Source organism: Rathayibacter sp. AY1C4, from assembly GCF_002932195.1.
GTDB lineage: Bacteria > Actinomycetota > Actinomycetes > Actinomycetales > Microbacteriaceae > Rathayibacter.
Genome location: NZ_PSWE01000007.1, coordinates 108,941 through 124,983, shown reverse-complemented (window position 1 = coordinate 124,983; position 16,043 = coordinate 108,941). Strand labels below are relative to the sequence as shown.

The following is a 16,043-nucleotide window of genomic DNA, read 5'->3' as shown; positions in this document are numbered from 1 at the left end:
TCATCAAGCTATCAGAAGCTGAGGCCCTGGCAGCTAGCGGTACTTCATAGCTGTGGCGGAAGGGGCCCGAGAGGATTAGGATTCTTGACAATTATTAGCGGTGGTTGACGGTGGTGGGCTCTCACTTCTAAATTGAGTGTATTCATCATCGGTTGCGATGTTCTAACCGGCGAGCGCCTTGTATGCGAAAAAGGTTTCCCTGCGGTTTCGCGTCCTTCCCAGGGGGCACGGTCGACCTGAAAGTGTCGGCCTTTTTTCAGCTGACGGCTTTTCGAAGTCATTGTTTCCGCGAAGGGTATTCGAGTGAGGCGATCCGCTCTGGGGGTCATGCCGGACAGCGAGCAGTATGAGAGTGCGGCCTCCGCGATCGCGCGGTCCTCTACCCCGATCCCGAGCCCGTAGACGCTGAGCACTTCCACGAACTGCTCCACATACCCGCAGCGCAGCTCCGCGGCCGGTGGCAGCCACTCCCCCGGGCCGGCGTCGCTCTTCGCGCGGTTGGTCTGCTCGGAGGCGGCGACGAGGTTCGCGGGGTCGTTTGCGAAGGCGAGGCGCTGGTCGTCCGTCCACGACCAGGCGCCGTGGTGCCAGGCCCAGCCGAGGGCGACGACGTGGTCGATCTGCACGAGGCGGGACGTGTCGGTCCCGGAGACGAAGGCGACCGAGGTGCCGTCGTAGGGGTCGATCAGGGTGCCGGTGAGGACCTTGCAGTCGCGGGTGCCGGGCTTGAACACAGGGGCGAGCAGGTCGCGGCCGAGGACGTCGTTGCGGGTGTCGCAGCCGTTGCGGTCGACGTCCGACCACGCCTGCCCGAAGAGGTCGCGGTCGTAGGGGACGGCGGCGGGGCCCTCGACCGAGGCGAGAGCGGCCAGCGTCGCGAGGGACGGAGCGGACGGCTCCGTTTCCGGAGTGGACGGCCCGACGTCCGTCGAGGGGCTGCTCGACGCGGGAGCCGCGGGACTGCTCGACGCCGCAGAAGCACCGGCCGAGGAGGACACCGCCTCCGGTCCGCCTCCTCCCGCCGTGTCCGACAGTGCGACGGCTGCGACGGCGAGCGCCGCAGCCCCCAGCAGAGCGAGGATCGCACCAGCCCGTCGACGAGGGCGCCGGCGCACGGGGGACGTAGGCCAGTGGCGCATGATCGACCCCTCCTGCGACGAGACCCGCGATGCGGTCGACGCGACGCGCCTCCTCAGTATGCGGAGTGACCCGCTCCGGGCTCGACGGTCGGGCGGAGCGTCGGGCACGGGGCGGCCGCGCGGAGCGACGGCGTCGACGCCCGGGATCGAGTCTCCCGGAGGCCACCTCGTCGCGCCCGCGTCGGCGACCCGCGCCTGCTTGACTGCTCCCATGGAGATCTTCATCGGAGTGGTCGGCCTGCTCGGCGGGCTGGTCATCGCCGGGCTCGCTGTCGTCGCGGTGGTCATCGGACGGCGGCGGGCGGTGCCGGCGTCGCTGGTCGACGTCGAGGTGCGGCTGACGCACGCCGGGGACGACTGGTGGCGGGTGGGCGTGCGGGTGCGCAACTCCGGCCGGTCGCTCGTGCCGGTGACGAGCTACAGCGACGGGCTGCCGATCTCGGTCGACCTCGGCGGAGCCGTGTCAGCGGAGTGGTACGGGTCGGCTCCCCGGTCGGACGCGTGGCGGATCGATCCGGCGGTCGGGCTCCTCCTCGGACCCGTCGCGCTGGAGCGCGGGGCCGACCTGGGGGCGACGATCGTCGTGCGCGGGCGCCCGCAGGTGCGGATCGACGCGCCGCTGCGCTACGTGCCGGTGCGCGAGAACGTGATCGAGTCGCAGACGCCGGACGCCGCTCCGGTCTGGGGCGTATCCGAGGCCGCGGCCGCTCCGGCAGCAGCGCCGTCGTCGGCTCCCCCCGCGCCGATCCGGCCGCGCCAGCAGCGCCCGAGGGACGCCGACCCGAGCCGCGCCGAGCGCGAGAGCGTCCTCCGCGGCGGCTTCGGAGTGTGGGCGGCGATGATCGCGGGCGGCGCAGGAGCCGTCGGCGTCGCGATCGGGATCGCCCTCGAGCTGGCCGGCGTCGAGGCGTCGGGGCTGGGAGGCGCGGGCATCATCCTGATCGCGGCCGGCTTCCTCGGCCTGGTCGGCACCCTCGTGATCCGGCTGCTGCGCCGCTGGCTCGAGCCGCCCGCCCTCTGGCGGACGCCCGCGCAGCGCCTCCGCCGCCCCGGGACGATCACCGTCCTCATCCTGAGCTACGCCGGGCTGGCGCTGTTCTGCACCGAGTTCGCGGCGCAGTCGGTGACGGGCGACACGACCTGGGTGGCCGGTGTCGCCGTGCTGATGCTGATCGCCGCACTGATCGGCATGGGACTCGTCGGGTTCCTCCGCCTGGTCGTCCTGCTCGGCGTGCGCCGCGCCTCCCGGGAGACCCCGTGACCCGAGAGGTCGTCGTCGTCGGAGCCGACCTGGTCGGAGCGGCGACAGCCCGCGCCCTCACCGAGCGCGGCGATCGCGTGGTGCTCGTCGAGCAGTTCGAGCGGGGCCACGACCGCGGCTCGTCCCACGGCGAGACGCGCATCTTCCGCCGCGGCTACCTCGAGGACGACTAACGCGCCCTCACCGGACGGGCCGGGCGCGCCTGGGCACGGCTCGAAGCCGAGACCGGCCGCCGCCTGCTGCATCCGGTCGGCGCGATCGACCACGGCGACCCCGCCGTCCTGGCCGCCGTCGAGACGGTCCTCCTGCGCGACGGGATCCCCGTGGTGCGGATCGGGGCGGACGAGGCGCAGCGGCGCTGGCCGGGACTCCGCTTCGAGACCGACGTCCTGCTGCACCCCGAGGGCGGACGCCTCGACGCGGCGGCCGCGATCGACGCGATGCTCGACTCCGCCCTCGGACGCGGCGCCGTCCTCCGGACGCGGACGCGAGTGCTGGGCATCGAGGAGCGCGCCGACGACGTGCGCGTGCTGACCACCGACGGCGCCCTCGACGCCGACGCGGTCGTCGTGGCCGGCGGATCCTGGACGCCGCCGCTCGTGGAGGGTCTCGTCCGCGCGGCCGGCCGACGCCTCCCTCCGCTGCGCGTCACGCAGGAGCAGCCCGCGCACTTCGCGACGGACCTGCCCCTCGACTCCTGGCCGAGCTTCGCCCACCACCGCGTCGGCCTGCCCGTCGCCTACGGGCTCGCGACGCCCGGAGTCGGGGTGAAGGTGGGCGAGCACAGCACCGGAGTCGTCGTCGATCCGGACGAGCGCACCTTCGAGCCCGAGCCCGGAGCGCTCGCCCGCCTCGTCGGCTACGTCGCGGAGTGGATCCCGGGCGTGGACGCGGCGAGCGCCGCTCCGATCAGCTGCCTCTACGACAGCACGCCCGGCGAGGACTTCGTGCTCGACCGCGTGGGACGCGTGACTCTGGCGACCGGCTTCTCGGGGCACGGCTTCACGTTCGGCCCGGTCCTGGGCGAGCTGCTCGCGGACCTCGTCGCCGGCGGAGCGGCGCGGGAGCGGTTCCAGCTGCTGTCGGCGTGAGGGGCGGGTGCGTCCGGAGGAGCGGCTTCCGACCGGGGATGAGCGGGTGCTCCCGGGAGGCGGATTCCGATCGAGCAGCGGATGCTCAGTGGCCTGCGGGGCCCGTCCCGTGCTGCTCGCGGCCGTCCGGGTCGAGGAGCACGGCGTCGTCCCAGCCGCTCGCCGCCTCCGTCGTACGGGCCTTCGCCGGCGAACGCCGCGCGACCGCGACGACGATCAGCGCCCCCAGCATCACCAGGGCGGCGGTCTGGAGCGGCGGCGCGACCATCGCGAGCGCCTGCCGCACGTAGAGCTCCGGCGGGACCGTGATCGAGTCGCCCTGGTACTGGTTCGGCAGCAGGAGGACCACGACCGGGAGCGCGAGCACTGCGGCCCAGAGGACGACGGTGACCGCGATCGCGGCGGCCCAGAGCAGGCGGACCCGCGTCATCGGCGGGGAGCCCTCAGCAGCGGCACCACGACCGCCAGGCCGAGCGCGATCAGGCCGACGGTGAGGAACGGTCCGATCGCGTTGTCGCTGAGCACGCGGAGGTACTGCTCGGGCCCGAAGGCGCTCTGCGACGGCGAGTAGTCGTACCAGCTGTGGGAGCTGTTCCAGAGGGCGAGGAGTCCGACGAGGACGCTCACGGCGCCGACGACCGCCAGGGCTCCGGCGATGCGGCGAGTGGAGACAGCGGGGCGGGGGTCGGCGTCAGTCGCGTCGCGGTGGTCACCGGAGTCGGGTGCCGCGTCGCCGGGAGCGGAGTCGGGTTCGGCGGGAAGCGGGACGGTCGGCTCGGTCGGGAGTGGGACTGTCGGCTCCGCGGGTCGCGGCGCGGTCGGCTCCGCGGATGTCGGGACGGCCCGCACCGCCGATCTCTCGCGCTCCGGAGCCGTCCGTCGGCCGGAGGCTCGGGAGCCCGTCGGGCCGCCGACCGATCGCACGTCCTCGTGCTCGGGAGCGGACAGGCCGCCTCTCCGGCCGGCCGAGCGCCCGGTGCCCGCGGCCCCGCCCGACAGGAACGGGGAGCGGAGGCGCTCCTCGCCGCTGCCACGCCGCTCGGCCTCGCGTCCGTCGTAGCCGCGCTGGAAGCCCGCGTGGTAGCGCGGGTCGGTGCCGCCCTCGTCCGTCCCGCCGCTCTCGCGTGGGGAGCCGTCCGCTCCGGTTCTCCGCGCCATGCCGTCCCCCGCTTCGTGCAGTCGGGCCATCATGTCGCACCTCGCCCGTTGCGGGGAGGTGCCGGACGGAGCTCGGGGTGCGGTCGGCGGAGGCGGGGGTTCAGCGCCCGGCCGCGGTGGTGCGCGACGGGAGGCTGACGATCCCCGCTCCGACGAGCAGCAGGCCGATCGTCACCGCCGTCAGCGCCGGCCAGCCACCGGCTCCGACGGCCAGGCCGAGGAGCCAGCCGCCGACGGCCGAACCCGCGTAGAAGGCGATCGTGTAGACCGCGCCGGCGTGCCCTCGGAGTGCCGGAGCCGCGCGCGCTCCCGTCCAGGCGGCGCCGGTCGCGTGCAGGGCGAAGAAGCCGGCCGTGAAGACGAGGAGTCCCGCGATCACCACGGCGACGTTCTCGGCGAGCATCACCAGCAGTCCGACGATCATCAGGGCGACGCCGATCCGCATGACGAGGCGGGGACCGATCCGCGGACCCCATCTCCCCGCGAGCCGGGAGGAGACGGTTCCCGCGAGGTAGGCGGCGAAGAGGAGGGAGACGAGCGCGGGTGCGAGTGCGAACGGCGGCGCCTCGAGCCGGAACGCCAGGTAGTTGTAGACCGCGACGAACACGCCGACCGCGATGAAGGTCTGCAGCGCGATCGCGACGAGCATCGGATCGCGGAGCACCTGCGCCGTCTTCCCTCGCCAGCCGCCGGGAGCAGCCTCGCGCGCGCCGCCGCCCCGGGGCGCGAGCACGGCGAAGACGATCGCCGCCGCCGCGCAGACGGCCGTCACGACGAGCAGTGCGCCGCGCCATCCGAGCGCCGCCGCGAGCGGTCCGGCGAGCAGTCGTCCGGCGGCACCGCCGATCGTGGTCCCGGAGACGTACGCCGTCGCGGCGGCCGTCGCTCCGGCGCCTCCGACCCGGTCGTGGATCGCCGCGACGGCGAGGGCCGGGACGGCACCCAGTGCCGCTCCCCCGAGGAAGCGCAGGACGAGGAGGAGCTCGAAGGTCGGGGCGACGCAGGCGAGCAGCGCCAGGACCACGGACGTGAGGACCGCGATCCGCATGGATTCGAGCCGTCCGATGCGCTCGGCCACCGAGGCCCACGGCAGCACCGAGAGCGCCAGCCCGAGGGTCGCGGCCGAGACGGTGAGCGCAGCGTCGGACGGGGCGAGGGCCCACTCCCGCGCGAGCTGCGGGAGGACGCTCTGCACGGCGTAGAGCTCGGCGAAGGTCGCGACTCCGGCGGCGAGGAGGGCGATGGTCAGCCGCCGCTGCGAGAAGGGCGCCGCTGCGCGCATCGGTCGGAGGCGTGCGGCGGTACTCATGATTCCGACGGTAGACCGCCTGCAGGTGCATGACTAATGCCCTTTCTCGTACTGCTCATGCGTTCTGGTCATGTCCGGATCTAGGGTGGTGGCGTGTCCGACGACTGGCCCGCGACCCTCCGCCTCCTGCCCCTGCTCGTCGCGGTAGCCCAGACCGGGAGCGTCACGGCGGCGGCCGCCGAGCTCGGGATCCCGCAGCCGACCGCGAGCCGGTCGCTCGCCCGGCTGTCCGCTCTGGTCGGCACCCCCCTGGTCCGCCGGGAGGGCCGCGGGGTGGTGCTGACGGCGGCGGGGACCCGTCTCGCCGAGGCCGCTCAGGACGGCATGTCGGTGATCCGCGCCGGCCTCGCGGAAGTGCGGCAGGCGGGCGACGTGGAGCACGGCCGGATCGACCTCGCCTTCCAGACGCTCCTCGGGGAGAGCTTCGTGCCGGATGTGATCCGCCGGTTCCGCCGCCGCTGGCCGCAGGTCGGCTTCGGGCTCCGGCACGGCTCCCGAGCGCTCTGCCTGCGGGCCGTGGCGGAGGGCGAGTCCGAGCTGGCGATCGTCGCGGATCCGCCCGATCTCCCCGGCACCACCACGACGACCCTCTACTCGGAGCCTCTCCTCGCGGTCGTGGACTCCCGTCATCCGCTGGCCTCGCGGCGCTCGGTCACGGTCGAGGACCTCCGCGGCCTCGACCTGATCATGCTGGCGCCCGGCTACGGCCTCCACGAGTCGGCCCGGCGCCTGCTCGCCGTGGACGGCCGCGACCCGGTGCCGGCGTTCGAGGTCGGCGACTACCGCGCCGCCCGAGGACTCGCGGCAGCCGGTCTCGGACTCACGATCCTGCCGCCGAGCCCGTCCTCGGTCGATGACGACGTCCGCGAGATCCCGATCGACGATCCGGGCGCGAGCCGTGAGATCGGTGTGCTCGCCCGCGACACCGGGAACCCGGTCGTCCCCGAGTTCCTGCGGGCCCTGCACGCCGCGGCGGCCACCCGGCGCCGGTGACCGCTGCTCGGCTCTGCTGTCAAGCACAGGAAGCGGAGGCCCTTCGTGCAGCAAGCTTCGAGAGGATCCCCGCACCGCCAGCGACACCCCCCTCCCCCCGCTCCTGCACCACGTCACCGAGGACGGCCCCGGTCATGATCCTTCTCCGCACCCACGCCAACCGCTGGACCGCGCGCGCCCGCCGCAGCGGCGTCGTCCTCGGCATCATCACCCTGGTCTCCGATCTCCCCCGCCCGGCCTACCGGACGGTCCGCCTCGATCCGACGAGCGGTGAGCGCGTCCTGCTCCGCGACACCGCCGAGCTCGAGGAGGCCTTCGCCGTGCTCCTCGCCGGGCTCGAGCGCTCGCGCATCGCGGCCTCGGCGCCCCCGGCCGAGTCGGCTCCCCCGTGCGCCCCGGTCGACGCGCCCGTCGCAGTCGAGGACGACCTCGAGGAAGCCGCCTGACCCGACGGCGTCCTTGCGGGGAGACCCTCACCGCGCATCAGGTGCCGAGCTCTCCGCCCGCCTCCTTCACACTCGACGTGTCGCATCGACGTGCCGTGACACCTCGACCGGCGGATCCGTCCTCGGCAGGTCCCGCGGACCGATGACCCGTCGGAGCCGGGCCGACCTGCGCGACCGCAGGAGAGCCCGGCGCCAGCGCGGATCGGTGCGGGCTCGGAGGTGGGGGTCGAGCGGGCGGAAGCCTCCCGCGGTCCGCTCCTCGATCAGCACGATCGTCGCGGTCGCGAGGTGCAGTCTCCGGACCGGCTCCCTCTCGGGATGCGGATGCCCGGAACGCGTGCGGAGCTGCTGCTCCAGCTGCTCCGGATCGGCGGACCACCAGGTGCTGACGCCGACGCGTCCATCGGGGAGAGGGAAGCGCTCGGTGATGCGGTACGGGAGGCCGTGCTCGGTCATGCAGTAGTGCCTTTCGAGGAGAGGGTCCGGGAGCCCGGGCCGCGCTGCAGCGGCCCGGGCTCCGGTTCACGAGGTGCGGGTCGAGCGACGGCGCAGCGCCGTCAGGGCGCCGCCGGCCAGGAGCAGAGCGCCGGCTCCGGCCGCGAGGGGCCCGGCCGCCGCTCCCGTCGAGGCGAGCACCGTCGGCACGAGTCCGACCGGAGGCACCGCCACCTGGGCGCAGCTGGCTCCGCCGTCGTCCGCGCACGGGTGCAGGACGGTCGTCGGATCGAAGCCCTCCGGGACCTCGGTCAGGCGCGCCCGGTTGGGGATGGTCCACGCGTCCACGCCGTCGGCGACCTGTCCGGTCACGGTGAACGTCGTCGACGCTCCCGGGGCCAGAGACAGGTTCTCGACAGTCAGGTCGGACGACGCCGGGCCGCCGTCCCGGGAGATCGTGACGTCGCTCAGGTGCGCGAGCTCGGGGACGTCGGTGAGGGTCACCCCGTCCGCCGGCCGAGCCCCCTCGTTGGCGACCACGATCCGGAACCCGGCACGCCCGCCGTGGTCGACCTGATTCCCGATCGCCGTCTTCTCGATGGAGAGCCTTCCCTCGACGGGCGGCACCGGGATCTCGGCGCAGGACGACGTCGCATCGTCAGCGCAGGCGTTCTCGACCGTCGGCGGGTCGAAGCCCTCGGGCTGGTGGGTGATCGAGACGCGGTTGGGCAGGGTCGCGGCGTCGTACCCGTCGGCGACCCGGCCGCTGACGTGCAGCGACACCTGACCGCCGGCGGGGATGTCGAGACCCGTGACGGGCTCCGTGGCCGGCTGCGTTCCTCCGGCGCCGTTCTCGATGGTCGCCTCGAGCAGGTGGTCGAGCGTCGGGACGTCGGTCACGGTCACGTCCGTCGCGTCGACCGTTCCGGTGTTCGCCACGACGATGTCGAAGCCCGCCGTGCCGCCGTGCTCGGCGCTCGCCTGGGACGCGGTCTTCCGGATCAGGAGCGACCCCTCGCCGATGTCGTGCGGGACGGTGGCGCAGGGGTTCGCGTCGGTCCCCGTGCCGGACGAGGCGGGAGCGAAGGGCGCATCGGCGAGGCAGGCCGTGTTCGTCAGCGCGCGGTCCCCCTCGCCGGTCACGATCACGTCGAAGGTCAGCTCGGCCGTCGCCCCGACAGGCAGGCTGCCGGCCGCCCAGGAGATGCGGCCCGTCTCCGCATCGATCGTGGCCGTGCCCTGCGAGGCGCGGAGGGAGCCGGAGTCGAGCTCGGCGTCGTCGAGCACGCCCTTGTCGAGGTAGTCGATGACGGCGGCGTCGGAGTAGTCCCCGGTCCCGTCCGAGGTCAGCGTCACCCGGTAGGGCACGCGGGCGCCGCGGAGCAGCGGAGTGGCGGAGTCGACCGACGAGGTCTTCGCGATGGTCACGTGCGGCGCGAGCGGATCGAGGCGTGCGACCGTGACCGCACCGTCCGAGCCGTAGGCCCAGTCGTCGATCGCCCGCAGGTCGCCGTAGGAGCCGTGCACCGAGTCGTTGGCGTTGGGGATGCGGCCTCGCCCGGAGTCGTCGCCCTCCCAGCGGTGCACCCCGCCGGACGAGTCGGTGCCGCCGTCGCCGGACGTCACCGCGGAGGTGCCGGAGTACCGCTCCGAGTTCGATCCGGCGAGGAGCGAGTCGTCCCAGTGGACCATCGACGGGTCGTCGCCGCCGCCGGTCGACCTCACGACGGACACGCCGCCGGCGGACGTCTCGGCGTCGACCCGCGTGAAGTGGAACTCGTTCGTGCGACCGATGGAGGCGCGGAAGGTGACGTCGGGGTCGGTCACGTCGACCGTCCCGCCCTTCGCGTCCCGTCCGTCCCAGTCGACCGAGAAGGGACCGGTCGTCCCCGCGATCCGGGTGAGGTGCACGTCACGCTCGCCGTCGTAGGAGCCGTCCCCGTCCGCATCGACGTCCACGACGACGGTGCCCGGCTGCGTCCCCAGGACGCCCGTGAGCGTGCCCGCGTCGGAGCCCGCGGACGACCGCCGGAAGGCGAGGCCCTCGATCGTCGGCGCCTGGTAGGGCGGAGCGATCGACTCCGGCAGGTCGGACGACGGCGGGTCCAGGAAGAGCTTGTAGGTCTGCAGGCCGTCGATCCCGGAGCGTCCGGACGCCTGGACGTACTGCGCCCCGATGCCGCCCGCCTCGCTCGACTGCGGCATGGGGACCGAGAGATAGGACGGATCGGACGACCCGACCTTCACGTTGCCCTTGTTCGTGGCCTGGACCGTCGAGGCGACTCCGTCGTAGCCGCGCAGCCCCAGCTCGTAGCGGGCGCCCGTCTCCGTGACGGCGTGGAGGGTGAAGGAGGAGCGCCGCTCCTCGGGCGAGGAGTAGGACTCCTTCGCCCCGGACTGGATCGCATAGGAGTCGGACCACACCCGGCCCGCGACCGCCGCGCCCCGCGCGTCCTGGACGCCGATGCTCCAGACGAGGTTCACCGGCGCCGTCACGTCGTCGTCGGACACCCGGATCTGGAAGACGCCGGTCTCGTTTGCCACGAACGAGCCGCCGGCGGACACCGAGGGCGCCGCTCCGGGCGCGAAGTCCTGCTCGTCGAGGACGGCTCCGCCCGGAGCCGTCACCCGGGCGGTACCGCCGCCGGTCTCGCCCTCGCCGGTCCCCGAGCCCGCCTGGAGCGGGTGGAGGTCCACCCGGAGCGTCTCGCCCTTCTGGACCCAGGCCGAGACGGTCGTCACGCCGGCGTTCGTCGCGCCTCCCTGCAGGAGGGTGTTCTCGATCGTCGTGTGAGGACCGTCGGCGGCGAGGGCGGGCGGCGGCGCGAGGCCTCCGCCCAGCAGCCCGCTCACGAGCACGCAGCCCGCCGTCGTGCCGACCAGCGCTCGCGCCGTCCGCGCTCGGGGTCGTCCGCGCTCGTCCCGCCCCGACTGTTCCGTTCGACTCATCCGATGTCCTCTCCTCTGCCGACCGAGCGCACTGCGTCGGCGGCGACCGTTCAGCCCCACGGAAGGAGAGTATTGCTCGGTTCGACGTCACCGCGGCCGGGACGGCTGCATCCGTGGAGAACGGCGCGAGATGGGCGCTGTGGAGGAGGAAACGGCGCGCGAGAAGAGCCGAGCGACGTGCTCGCGACGGGTGATCGCGGAGCCTGCGAGGAGTGATCGCGAGCGCGGGCGCGGACTGATCGCGGATGCGGGCGGAAGACGGTCGGCGCCGTCGACGGCGCGAAGAGGCGTCCTGCGAGCCGGAGAACCGGCCGTTCCGACGCCCTGCGCTCTCCGGGAGACCGACGCCGACAGCCACCGGAACGAGCGACCGTTAAAACGAGAACGGCCCGCCGAAGCGGGCCGTTCTGCTCTGTCTCAACCAGAGTGCGCCCGGAGGGATTCGAACCCCCAACCTTCTGATCCGTAGTCAGATGCTCTATCCGTTGAGCTACGGGCGCAGTCCATCGCGCGGGCCAGAGGCGCACGCAACGAGGTACGACTATACATGCCGGGAGCCCCCTCCGCGAATCGGCGGCGGCGGCGCAGACGGCTCCGTCTCGGGACGCCGCCGCAGCCACGAGAACCCAGGCTCCGTCGCGGTGTCCCGGAACGCGCCGCAGAGCCTCCGACGGGCGGACGCCGCTGCTCCCCCTCACGGCGTACCGTGGGCTCATGGAGGCCGCCGCGATCGAGCTCGTGGGCTTCGTCGTCTCTCCGCTGCACCGCTACGAGGGCCGCCCCGCCGATGGCCCGGTGCCGTCCGAGGGCAACGAGCAGCCCGAGCGGATCGACATCCGCGCAGGCCTCGGCATCGTCGGCGACCGCTTCTTCGCCCAGCGCGCGCACCGCCCCGCGGCGATCACGCTCTTCGCGGTCGAGACCCTCGAGCACATCGCCGCCGAGCTCGGCGCAGGGCCCTTCGACCCCGCCGACGCCCGCCGCAACATCATCGTCCGCGGCGCCGACGTCGATGCGCTCGCCGGCCGCACGTTCGCGATCGAGCAGGGCGGGGAGCGGATCGAGTTCCAGGGCGGACGACCGGCCAACCCCTGCGCCTGGATGGACGTCGTGCTCGCCCCCGGGGCGTTCCGGGCGATGCGGAGGCGCGGCGGCGTCCGCACCGCCCCCCTGACCAACGGCGTCCTCCACACCGGGCCGGCCCGTCTGATCCTCCACAGGTCGGACGACATGCTGATCTGAGCCCGGCGGCGAGCGCCTAGGCTCGCAGCGACCGACTCCCCCGATCGAAGGAGGCCCCGTGCTCCGCCCGAGCGACCTCCTCCCCACTCTCGCCACGACCCTGCGGCGCGGAGTCCGCGACGTCTTCGCGACCACGCGCTCCCGGGGGCGGGATCCGCACCGCCGCACCCGCAGCACCGACGTCTCGGTCCAGCGGGTGCACCACCGAGACGTCTGGGCGCGGGTGAGCACAGTGGGGCGCGACGGCGAGCGCACGTTCGTCCTCGTGCCGGGGATCGGAGTCGCGGCCACCTACTTCGAGCGCCTCGCGCCCGCGCTCAACGAGTTCGGTCCGGTGCACGCTCTCGACCTGCCGGGCTTCGGCGGCGTACCGCACCCGATCGACGCGCGGCGCATGGACATCGGCGACTACGCCGAGCTGGTCGGCGCCGTCATCGACGAGCTCGGCCTCGACGATCCCGTCGTCCTCGGCCACTCGATGGGGACGCAGGTGGTGGCCGAGCTCGCCGCGCGCCGTCCGGAGCTGACCACCATCGTCCTGCTCGGACCCGTGATGAACCGGCACGAGCGCCGCCTCCCGACCGCCGCGCTCCGCTTCGCCCAGTCGAGCGTCCGCGAGCCCCTCAAGGTCGCGATCCTCGCCGCGGGCGCCTACCTCCTCTGCGGACCGCGCTGGTTCTCCCGCGTGCTGCCCGAGATGATGCACTACCGGATCGAGGAGACCGTCCCCCGGATCCGCGCGTCCGCCCTCGTCATCCGCGGCGAGTTCGACCGGCTCGTTCCGCGCGAGTGGGCGGAGGAGATCGCCCGGTCGATGCCGCACGCGCGGGCCTGGGAGATCCCCGACGCCTCCCACTCCGTGATGCATGCGCACGCGGAGGAGGTCGCCCGCCTCTGCGTCGAGCACGCGCGGGCGCCGCAGCCCGACCGGGACGAGGCCGCCCTCCGCCGCTACCCCGACTCGGAGGTCGACCACTCCGAGGAGGACGCGCCCACCGAGGACCCGATCGGCGCTCTCCGGGGACGCATCACCGAGCTGGCCGGGATCCTCGTGGACGACGACTCCCTCATCGCCGAGGGCAAGACCCTCCACGCCGAGGCGAGCGATCCGGAGGCACTGCACCAGGTCGCTCCGGACGCGGGCGACGGCGAGCTCGTCGAGGGCGGCGGATCGAGGGAGGACGGCGAGCAGGACGGCTGACCACCACAGGCCACCACGACCCGCACGTCGCGCGGCGTGAGACGCCGAGCGCAGCAAGAGCAGCCCTCCCGCCGACGCCACTCCGCGCCCGCCCGTCAGGACTCCGCGCCGACGATCTCCTCGCGGATGCGCCGCAGGTCCTCGGCGAGCGCCCCCAGCAGGATCCAGTGCTGCGGATGCGGAGTCGCGATCACGAGCGGCGCGGTGAGAGCGGGCAGCTCGTCGGTGATCGCCTCCGGCTCGGGAACGTCGACCGAGGACTGCACGAGGAGCCGCAGATCGTGGGCGGCCCGGTGCAGCTGGACGGCGATGTCGGCGATCGTCGGCTCCCCGACGAGCTCGTCGTCGTAGAGGTCGTGCACGGTCCGCGTCATGCCGCGGACCCGGGTCACGATGCGCCCCAGCCGCGGGACGACGGAGTCGAGGGCCAGCAGCCGGTCGCGGTGGGCGGAGCGGCGCGGGTTGAGGCGGAGGGACTCCTCGCCGGTCGCGATCGCCTCCTCCGCCTTGCTCTGCATGGTCTGCAGCAACCGGGCGTTGATGAGGAGCTCGTCGAGCCGGCGTCGCGGGACGGGGGCCTGGAGGGCGTCGCCGAGGTCGTCGAGGGCGGCGGCGAGCTGAGCGGTGAGGTCTCCGATCGCCCGCTCGGCCGGTGCCAGCACGACCGGAGGGACGATGAGCACGTTGATGACGACTCCCACCGCCGCGCCCAGCAGGGTCTCGAGGATGCGGTCGAGCGCGTAGTTCGGCGTGACCGCGCCCACCGAGAGCACGAGCATCGCGCTGATCGGGATCTGCACCGCGGAGGCGGGGGTCAGGCGCACGGCCCACCCGACGGCGATCGCGGCCACGATCGCGAGGAGAACGATGATGCTCTCGCCGCCGAGCACCGTGCCGATCACTGATCCGACGATCACGCCGATGATGACGCCGACCGAGCGCTCGAGTGCCTTGGAGAACGACTGGTTGATGCTCGGCGCGACGACGAGGAGCGCGGCGATCGCACCGAAGACGGGCAGCGTCCCCGGGAAGACGACGCCGGCGAGGAGCCAGGTGACGACCGTGGCCGCCGCCGTCTTGACCAGCTGCAGCACCGGCGGCCGCGTCGGCACGGTGAAGCTCGAGGTCAGGCGCATGGGACCACGGTAGCGAGCGCCCGCCGCCTCGCGGTCCCCGCGCGCATCACCGGCTCGCGGCCGCCTCGACGCTCGCGAGCACCGCGCGGAGCGAGCGCGACGCCTCCGCCCGCAGATCGGCGGGCACCCCCGAGAGCAACGCCCGCTCGGCGGCGAGCACCTCGGGGAAGGCCCGGTCGACCAGCTCCTCCCCCTCGCGAGTCAGCGTGATGAGCGAGCCGCGCCCGTCCGCCGGGTTCGCGGCCCGCCGCACCAGGCCCCGCCGCTCCAGCGAGTGCACGCGCTTGGTGATCGCGGGAGCGGAGGCGAGGGCGATCGTCCGGAGGGTCGTCGGCGACTGCGGAGCGCCGGCGCGACGCAGCGTGGAGAGCACGTCGAACTCGCCGCGAGTCAGCCCGTGGGCGGCGAGCAGCTCCTCCGTCGCCCGCACGATCAGCGCGGAGGCGCGGATCACCCGCCCGACGACGTCGACGGCGGAGGTGTCGAGCTCGGGCCGCAGCACCGCCCAGCCCGCCCTGATCTCGTCGACCGCGTCGCCCGGCTGGCTTTCAGACTGATTCACACGTAAAGTATATCTGCTTCACCCGTGAAACACTTCTCCGGCCGCCGCCGCTCGGACCCCGATCAGAGGACCCGATGGCCGCCACCCCCGTTCTGCCCCACCCCCGCGAGCTCCTCGCCTTCGGCCCGCACGCCGGCGCCCATCGCGTCGCCCTGCGCGCCGGCGTCTCGATCGCCGTCCCGCTGCTCGTCCTCTGGGCGCTCGGCCGCACCGATCTCGCCCTCTACGCGACCTTCGGCGCCTTCACGGCCCTCTACGGTCGCCAGCACACGCACCGGCCGCGCCTGCTGATGCAGCTGTCGGCAGCCGCGTTCCTCGTCACCACCGTGACCCTCGGCACCGTCGTCTCCCTCTCTCCTCACCGCGACTGGCTGATCATCCCCGTCGTGGTCGCCGTGACCGTCGCGGCGGCCTACCTCAGCGACGCCCTGCACTGGCACCCGCCCGGCCCGCTGTTCCCGGTGTTCGCCGTCACGGCGTGCGCGTCCGTCCCGTCCGAGCCCTCGCGGATCCCGCTCGCCGTCGCTCTCGCCGCGGGCTCCGCCGCCTTCTCGCTCGTCGTCGGCCTGAGCGGTCTCGCGCTCCCCCGCGCACGCCGCCTCGCCCCGACGCCGTGGCGCACCTCGTTCCGCGCGGCGGCGGCCCGTCCGGCGACGCGCGCCGCCCTGCTCCGCTTCGGGGCCGTCGTCCTGGTGGCAGGCACCATCCCGACCGCGACGGGCCTGGGCCACCCCTACTGGGCGATGGTCTCCGCCGTCGCAGCCGTCTCGGGAGCGGATGCGGGCGCCCGGCTCGTGCGGGCGGGCCACCGGATGCTCGGCACGATCGTCGGAGTGCTGATCGCGGCCGCGCTCCTGGCCCTGCCGCTCTCCCCGCTCGCCGTGATCGTGGTGGTGGTGCTCCTCCAGATGACCGCCGAGCTCGTCGTCGGCCGCAACTACGGCCTGACCCTCGCCTTCGTCACTCCGCTCGCGATCCTCATGGTCGAGCTCGCGCATCCCGTCGACGAGCTCATGCTGCTGCGCGACCGGGCGCTCGAGACCGCGCTGGGCGTGCTCGTCGGAGTCGTGGCGACGCTCCTGACCCACGCCGCCTCGCAGCGCTCGCGCTCCCGCTCCTAG

Annotated in this window: 15 protein-coding genes, 1 tRNA gene and 1 pseudogene; 8 read left to right on the top strand and 9 right to left on the bottom strand. The window is 73.7% G+C overall.

The features are described 5' to 3' along the window. Positions 1-44: 44 nt before the first annotated feature. Positions 45-1,139 (bottom strand): HNH endonuclease family protein, encoded by a 1,095-nt coding sequence (locus C5C99_RS05495; protein WP_104339736.1) that lies wholly within the window; start codon positions 1,137-1,139, stop codon positions 45-47. Between the two features lie 211 nt (positions 1,140-1,350). Between C5C99_RS05495 and C5C99_RS05490 the strand changes: the two genes are divergently transcribed. The 3 genes and pseudogenes from C5C99_RS05490 to C5C99_RS05485 all read left to right on the top strand — a co-directional run. Further along, positions 1,351-2,400, top strand: coding sequence for a hypothetical protein (locus C5C99_RS05490; protein WP_104339735.1), 1,050 nt, complete (start codon positions 1,351-1,353; stop codon positions 2,398-2,400). Then, positions 2,397-2,573, top strand: coding sequence for an FAD-dependent oxidoreductase (locus C5C99_RS17660; RefSeq protein WP_374953727.1), 177 nt, complete (start codon positions 2,397-2,399; stop codon positions 2,571-2,573). Before C5C99_RS05490 ends, C5C99_RS17660 begins: the two co-directional genes overlap by 4 nt. A gap of 18 nt (positions 2,574-2,591) precedes the next feature. Then, positions 2,592-3,491: pseudogene (locus C5C99_RS05485) on the top strand (FAD-dependent oxidoreductase); the annotation flags it as partial. A gap of 85 nt (positions 3,492-3,576) precedes the next feature. Here the strand turns inward: C5C99_RS05485 and C5C99_RS05480 are convergent. The 3 genes from C5C99_RS05480 to C5C99_RS05470 form a co-directional block, all read right to left on the bottom strand. Further along, the gene (locus C5C99_RS05480) at positions 3,577-3,921 is read right to left on the bottom strand and encodes a hypothetical protein (RefSeq protein WP_104339734.1); all 345 of its coding nucleotides are present in this window, start codon (positions 3,919-3,921) and stop codon (positions 3,577-3,579) included. Continuing rightward, on the bottom strand, positions 3,918-4,682 hold the full coding sequence (locus C5C99_RS05475; RefSeq protein WP_146085469.1) for a hypothetical protein: 765 nt from the start codon (positions 4,680-4,682) through the stop codon (positions 3,918-3,920). Before C5C99_RS05475 ends, C5C99_RS05480 begins: the two co-directional genes overlap by 4 nt. 67 nt (positions 4,683-4,749) lie before the next feature. After that, on the bottom strand, positions 4,750-5,958 hold the full coding sequence (locus C5C99_RS05470) for an MFS transporter (RefSeq protein WP_104339732.1): 1,209 nt from the start codon (positions 5,956-5,958) through the stop codon (positions 4,750-4,752). Positions 5,959-6,051: 93 nt separating this feature from the next. Here C5C99_RS05470 and C5C99_RS05465 point away from each other — a divergent pair, with 93 nt between their 5' ends. Then, positions 6,052-6,951, top strand: a complete 900-nt coding sequence (locus C5C99_RS05465) for a LysR family transcriptional regulator (RefSeq protein ID WP_104339731.1) — start codon at positions 6,052-6,054, stop codon at positions 6,949-6,951. Between the two features lie 134 nt (positions 6,952-7,085). After that, on the top strand, positions 7,086-7,397 hold the full coding sequence (locus C5C99_RS05460; RefSeq protein WP_104239290.1) for a hypothetical protein: 312 nt from the start codon (positions 7,086-7,088) through the stop codon (positions 7,395-7,397). 66 nt (positions 7,398-7,463) lie between these two features. On the opposite strand, the gene C5C99_RS05455 is transcribed toward C5C99_RS05460, so the two are convergent. From C5C99_RS05455 to C5C99_RS05445, 3 genes are all read right to left on the bottom strand, one after another. Beyond that, positions 7,464-7,853, bottom strand: coding sequence for a hypothetical protein (locus C5C99_RS05455; RefSeq protein WP_104233494.1), 390 nt, complete (start codon positions 7,851-7,853; stop codon positions 7,464-7,466). 66 nt (positions 7,854-7,919) lie between these two features. After that, positions 7,920-10,781, bottom strand: a complete 2,862-nt coding sequence (locus C5C99_RS05450) for a DUF11 domain-containing protein (RefSeq protein WP_146085468.1) — start codon at positions 10,779-10,781, stop codon at positions 7,920-7,922. Between the two features lie 427 nt (positions 10,782-11,208). Continuing rightward, positions 11,209-11,281, bottom strand: a tRNA-Arg gene (locus tag C5C99_RS05445). A gap of 214 nt (positions 11,282-11,495) precedes the next feature. Between C5C99_RS05445 and C5C99_RS05440 the strand changes: the two genes are divergently transcribed. Both C5C99_RS05440 and C5C99_RS05435 read left to right on the top strand, forming a co-directional pair. Then, positions 11,496-12,023, top strand: a complete 528-nt coding sequence (locus C5C99_RS05440) for an MOSC domain-containing protein (RefSeq protein WP_104339729.1) — start codon at positions 11,496-11,498, stop codon at positions 12,021-12,023. Between the two features lie 58 nt (positions 12,024-12,081). Beyond that, positions 12,082-13,224, top strand: a complete 1,143-nt coding sequence (locus C5C99_RS05435; protein ID WP_104339728.1) for an alpha/beta fold hydrolase — start codon at positions 12,082-12,084, stop codon at positions 13,222-13,224. Positions 13,225-13,319: 95 nt separating this feature from the next. Here C5C99_RS05435 and C5C99_RS05430 read toward each other — a convergent pair whose 3' ends face one another. Beyond that, a complete protein-coding gene (locus C5C99_RS05430) occupies positions 13,320-14,360 on the bottom strand; it encodes an aromatic acid exporter family protein (protein WP_104225996.1) in 1,041 nt (346 codons plus the stop codon). Positions 14,361-14,406: 46 nt separating this feature from the next. Continuing rightward, complete coding sequence (locus tag C5C99_RS05425) at positions 14,407-14,922, bottom strand: MarR family winged helix-turn-helix transcriptional regulator (RefSeq protein ID WP_104339727.1); 516 nt, start codon at positions 14,920-14,922, stop codon at positions 14,407-14,409. Between the two features lie 74 nt (positions 14,923-14,996). Here C5C99_RS05425 and C5C99_RS05420 point away from each other — a divergent pair, with 74 nt between their 5' ends. Then, positions 14,997-16,043, top strand: a complete 1,047-nt coding sequence (locus C5C99_RS05420) for an FUSC family protein (RefSeq protein WP_104327757.1) — start codon at positions 14,997-14,999, stop codon at positions 16,041-16,043.

Coding starts and splice junctions, on each gene's coding strand:
- C5C99_RS05440 (WP_104339729.1), top strand. CDS start 11,496: ATGGAGGCCGCCGCGATCGAGCTCGTGGGCTTCGTCGTCTCTCCGCTG.
- C5C99_RS05475 (WP_146085469.1), bottom strand. CDS start 4,682: ATGATGGCCCGACTGCACGAAGCGGGGGACGGCATGGCGCGGAGAACC.
- C5C99_RS05455 (WP_104233494.1), bottom strand. CDS start 7,853: ATGACCGAGCACGGCCTCCCGTACCGCATCACCGAGCGCTTCCCTCTC.
- C5C99_RS05430 (WP_104225996.1), bottom strand. CDS start 14,360: ATGCGCCTGACCTCGAGCTTCACCGTGCCGACGCGGCCGCCGGTGCTG.
- C5C99_RS05490 (WP_104339735.1), top strand. CDS start 1,351: ATGGAGATCTTCATCGGAGTGGTCGGCCTGCTCGGCGGGCTGGTCATC.
- C5C99_RS05420 (WP_104327757.1), top strand. CDS start 14,997: ATGGCCGCCACCCCCGTTCTGCCCCACCCCCGCGAGCTCCTCGCCTTC.
- C5C99_RS05460 (WP_104239290.1), top strand. CDS start 7,086: ATGATCCTTCTCCGCACCCACGCCAACCGCTGGACCGCGCGCGCCCGC.
- C5C99_RS05480 (WP_104339734.1), bottom strand. CDS start 3,921: ATGACGCGGGTCCGCCTGCTCTGGGCCGCCGCGATCGCGGTCACCGTC.
- C5C99_RS05450 (WP_146085468.1), bottom strand. CDS start 10,781: ATGAGTCGAACGGAACAGTCGGGGCGGGACGAGCGCGGACGACCCCGA.
- C5C99_RS05495 (WP_104339736.1), bottom strand. CDS start 1,139: ATGCGCCACTGGCCTACGTCCCCCGTGCGCCGGCGCCCTCGTCGACGG.
- C5C99_RS05470 (WP_104339732.1), bottom strand. CDS start 5,958: ATGAGTACCGCCGCACGCCTCCGACCGATGCGCGCAGCGGCGCCCTTC.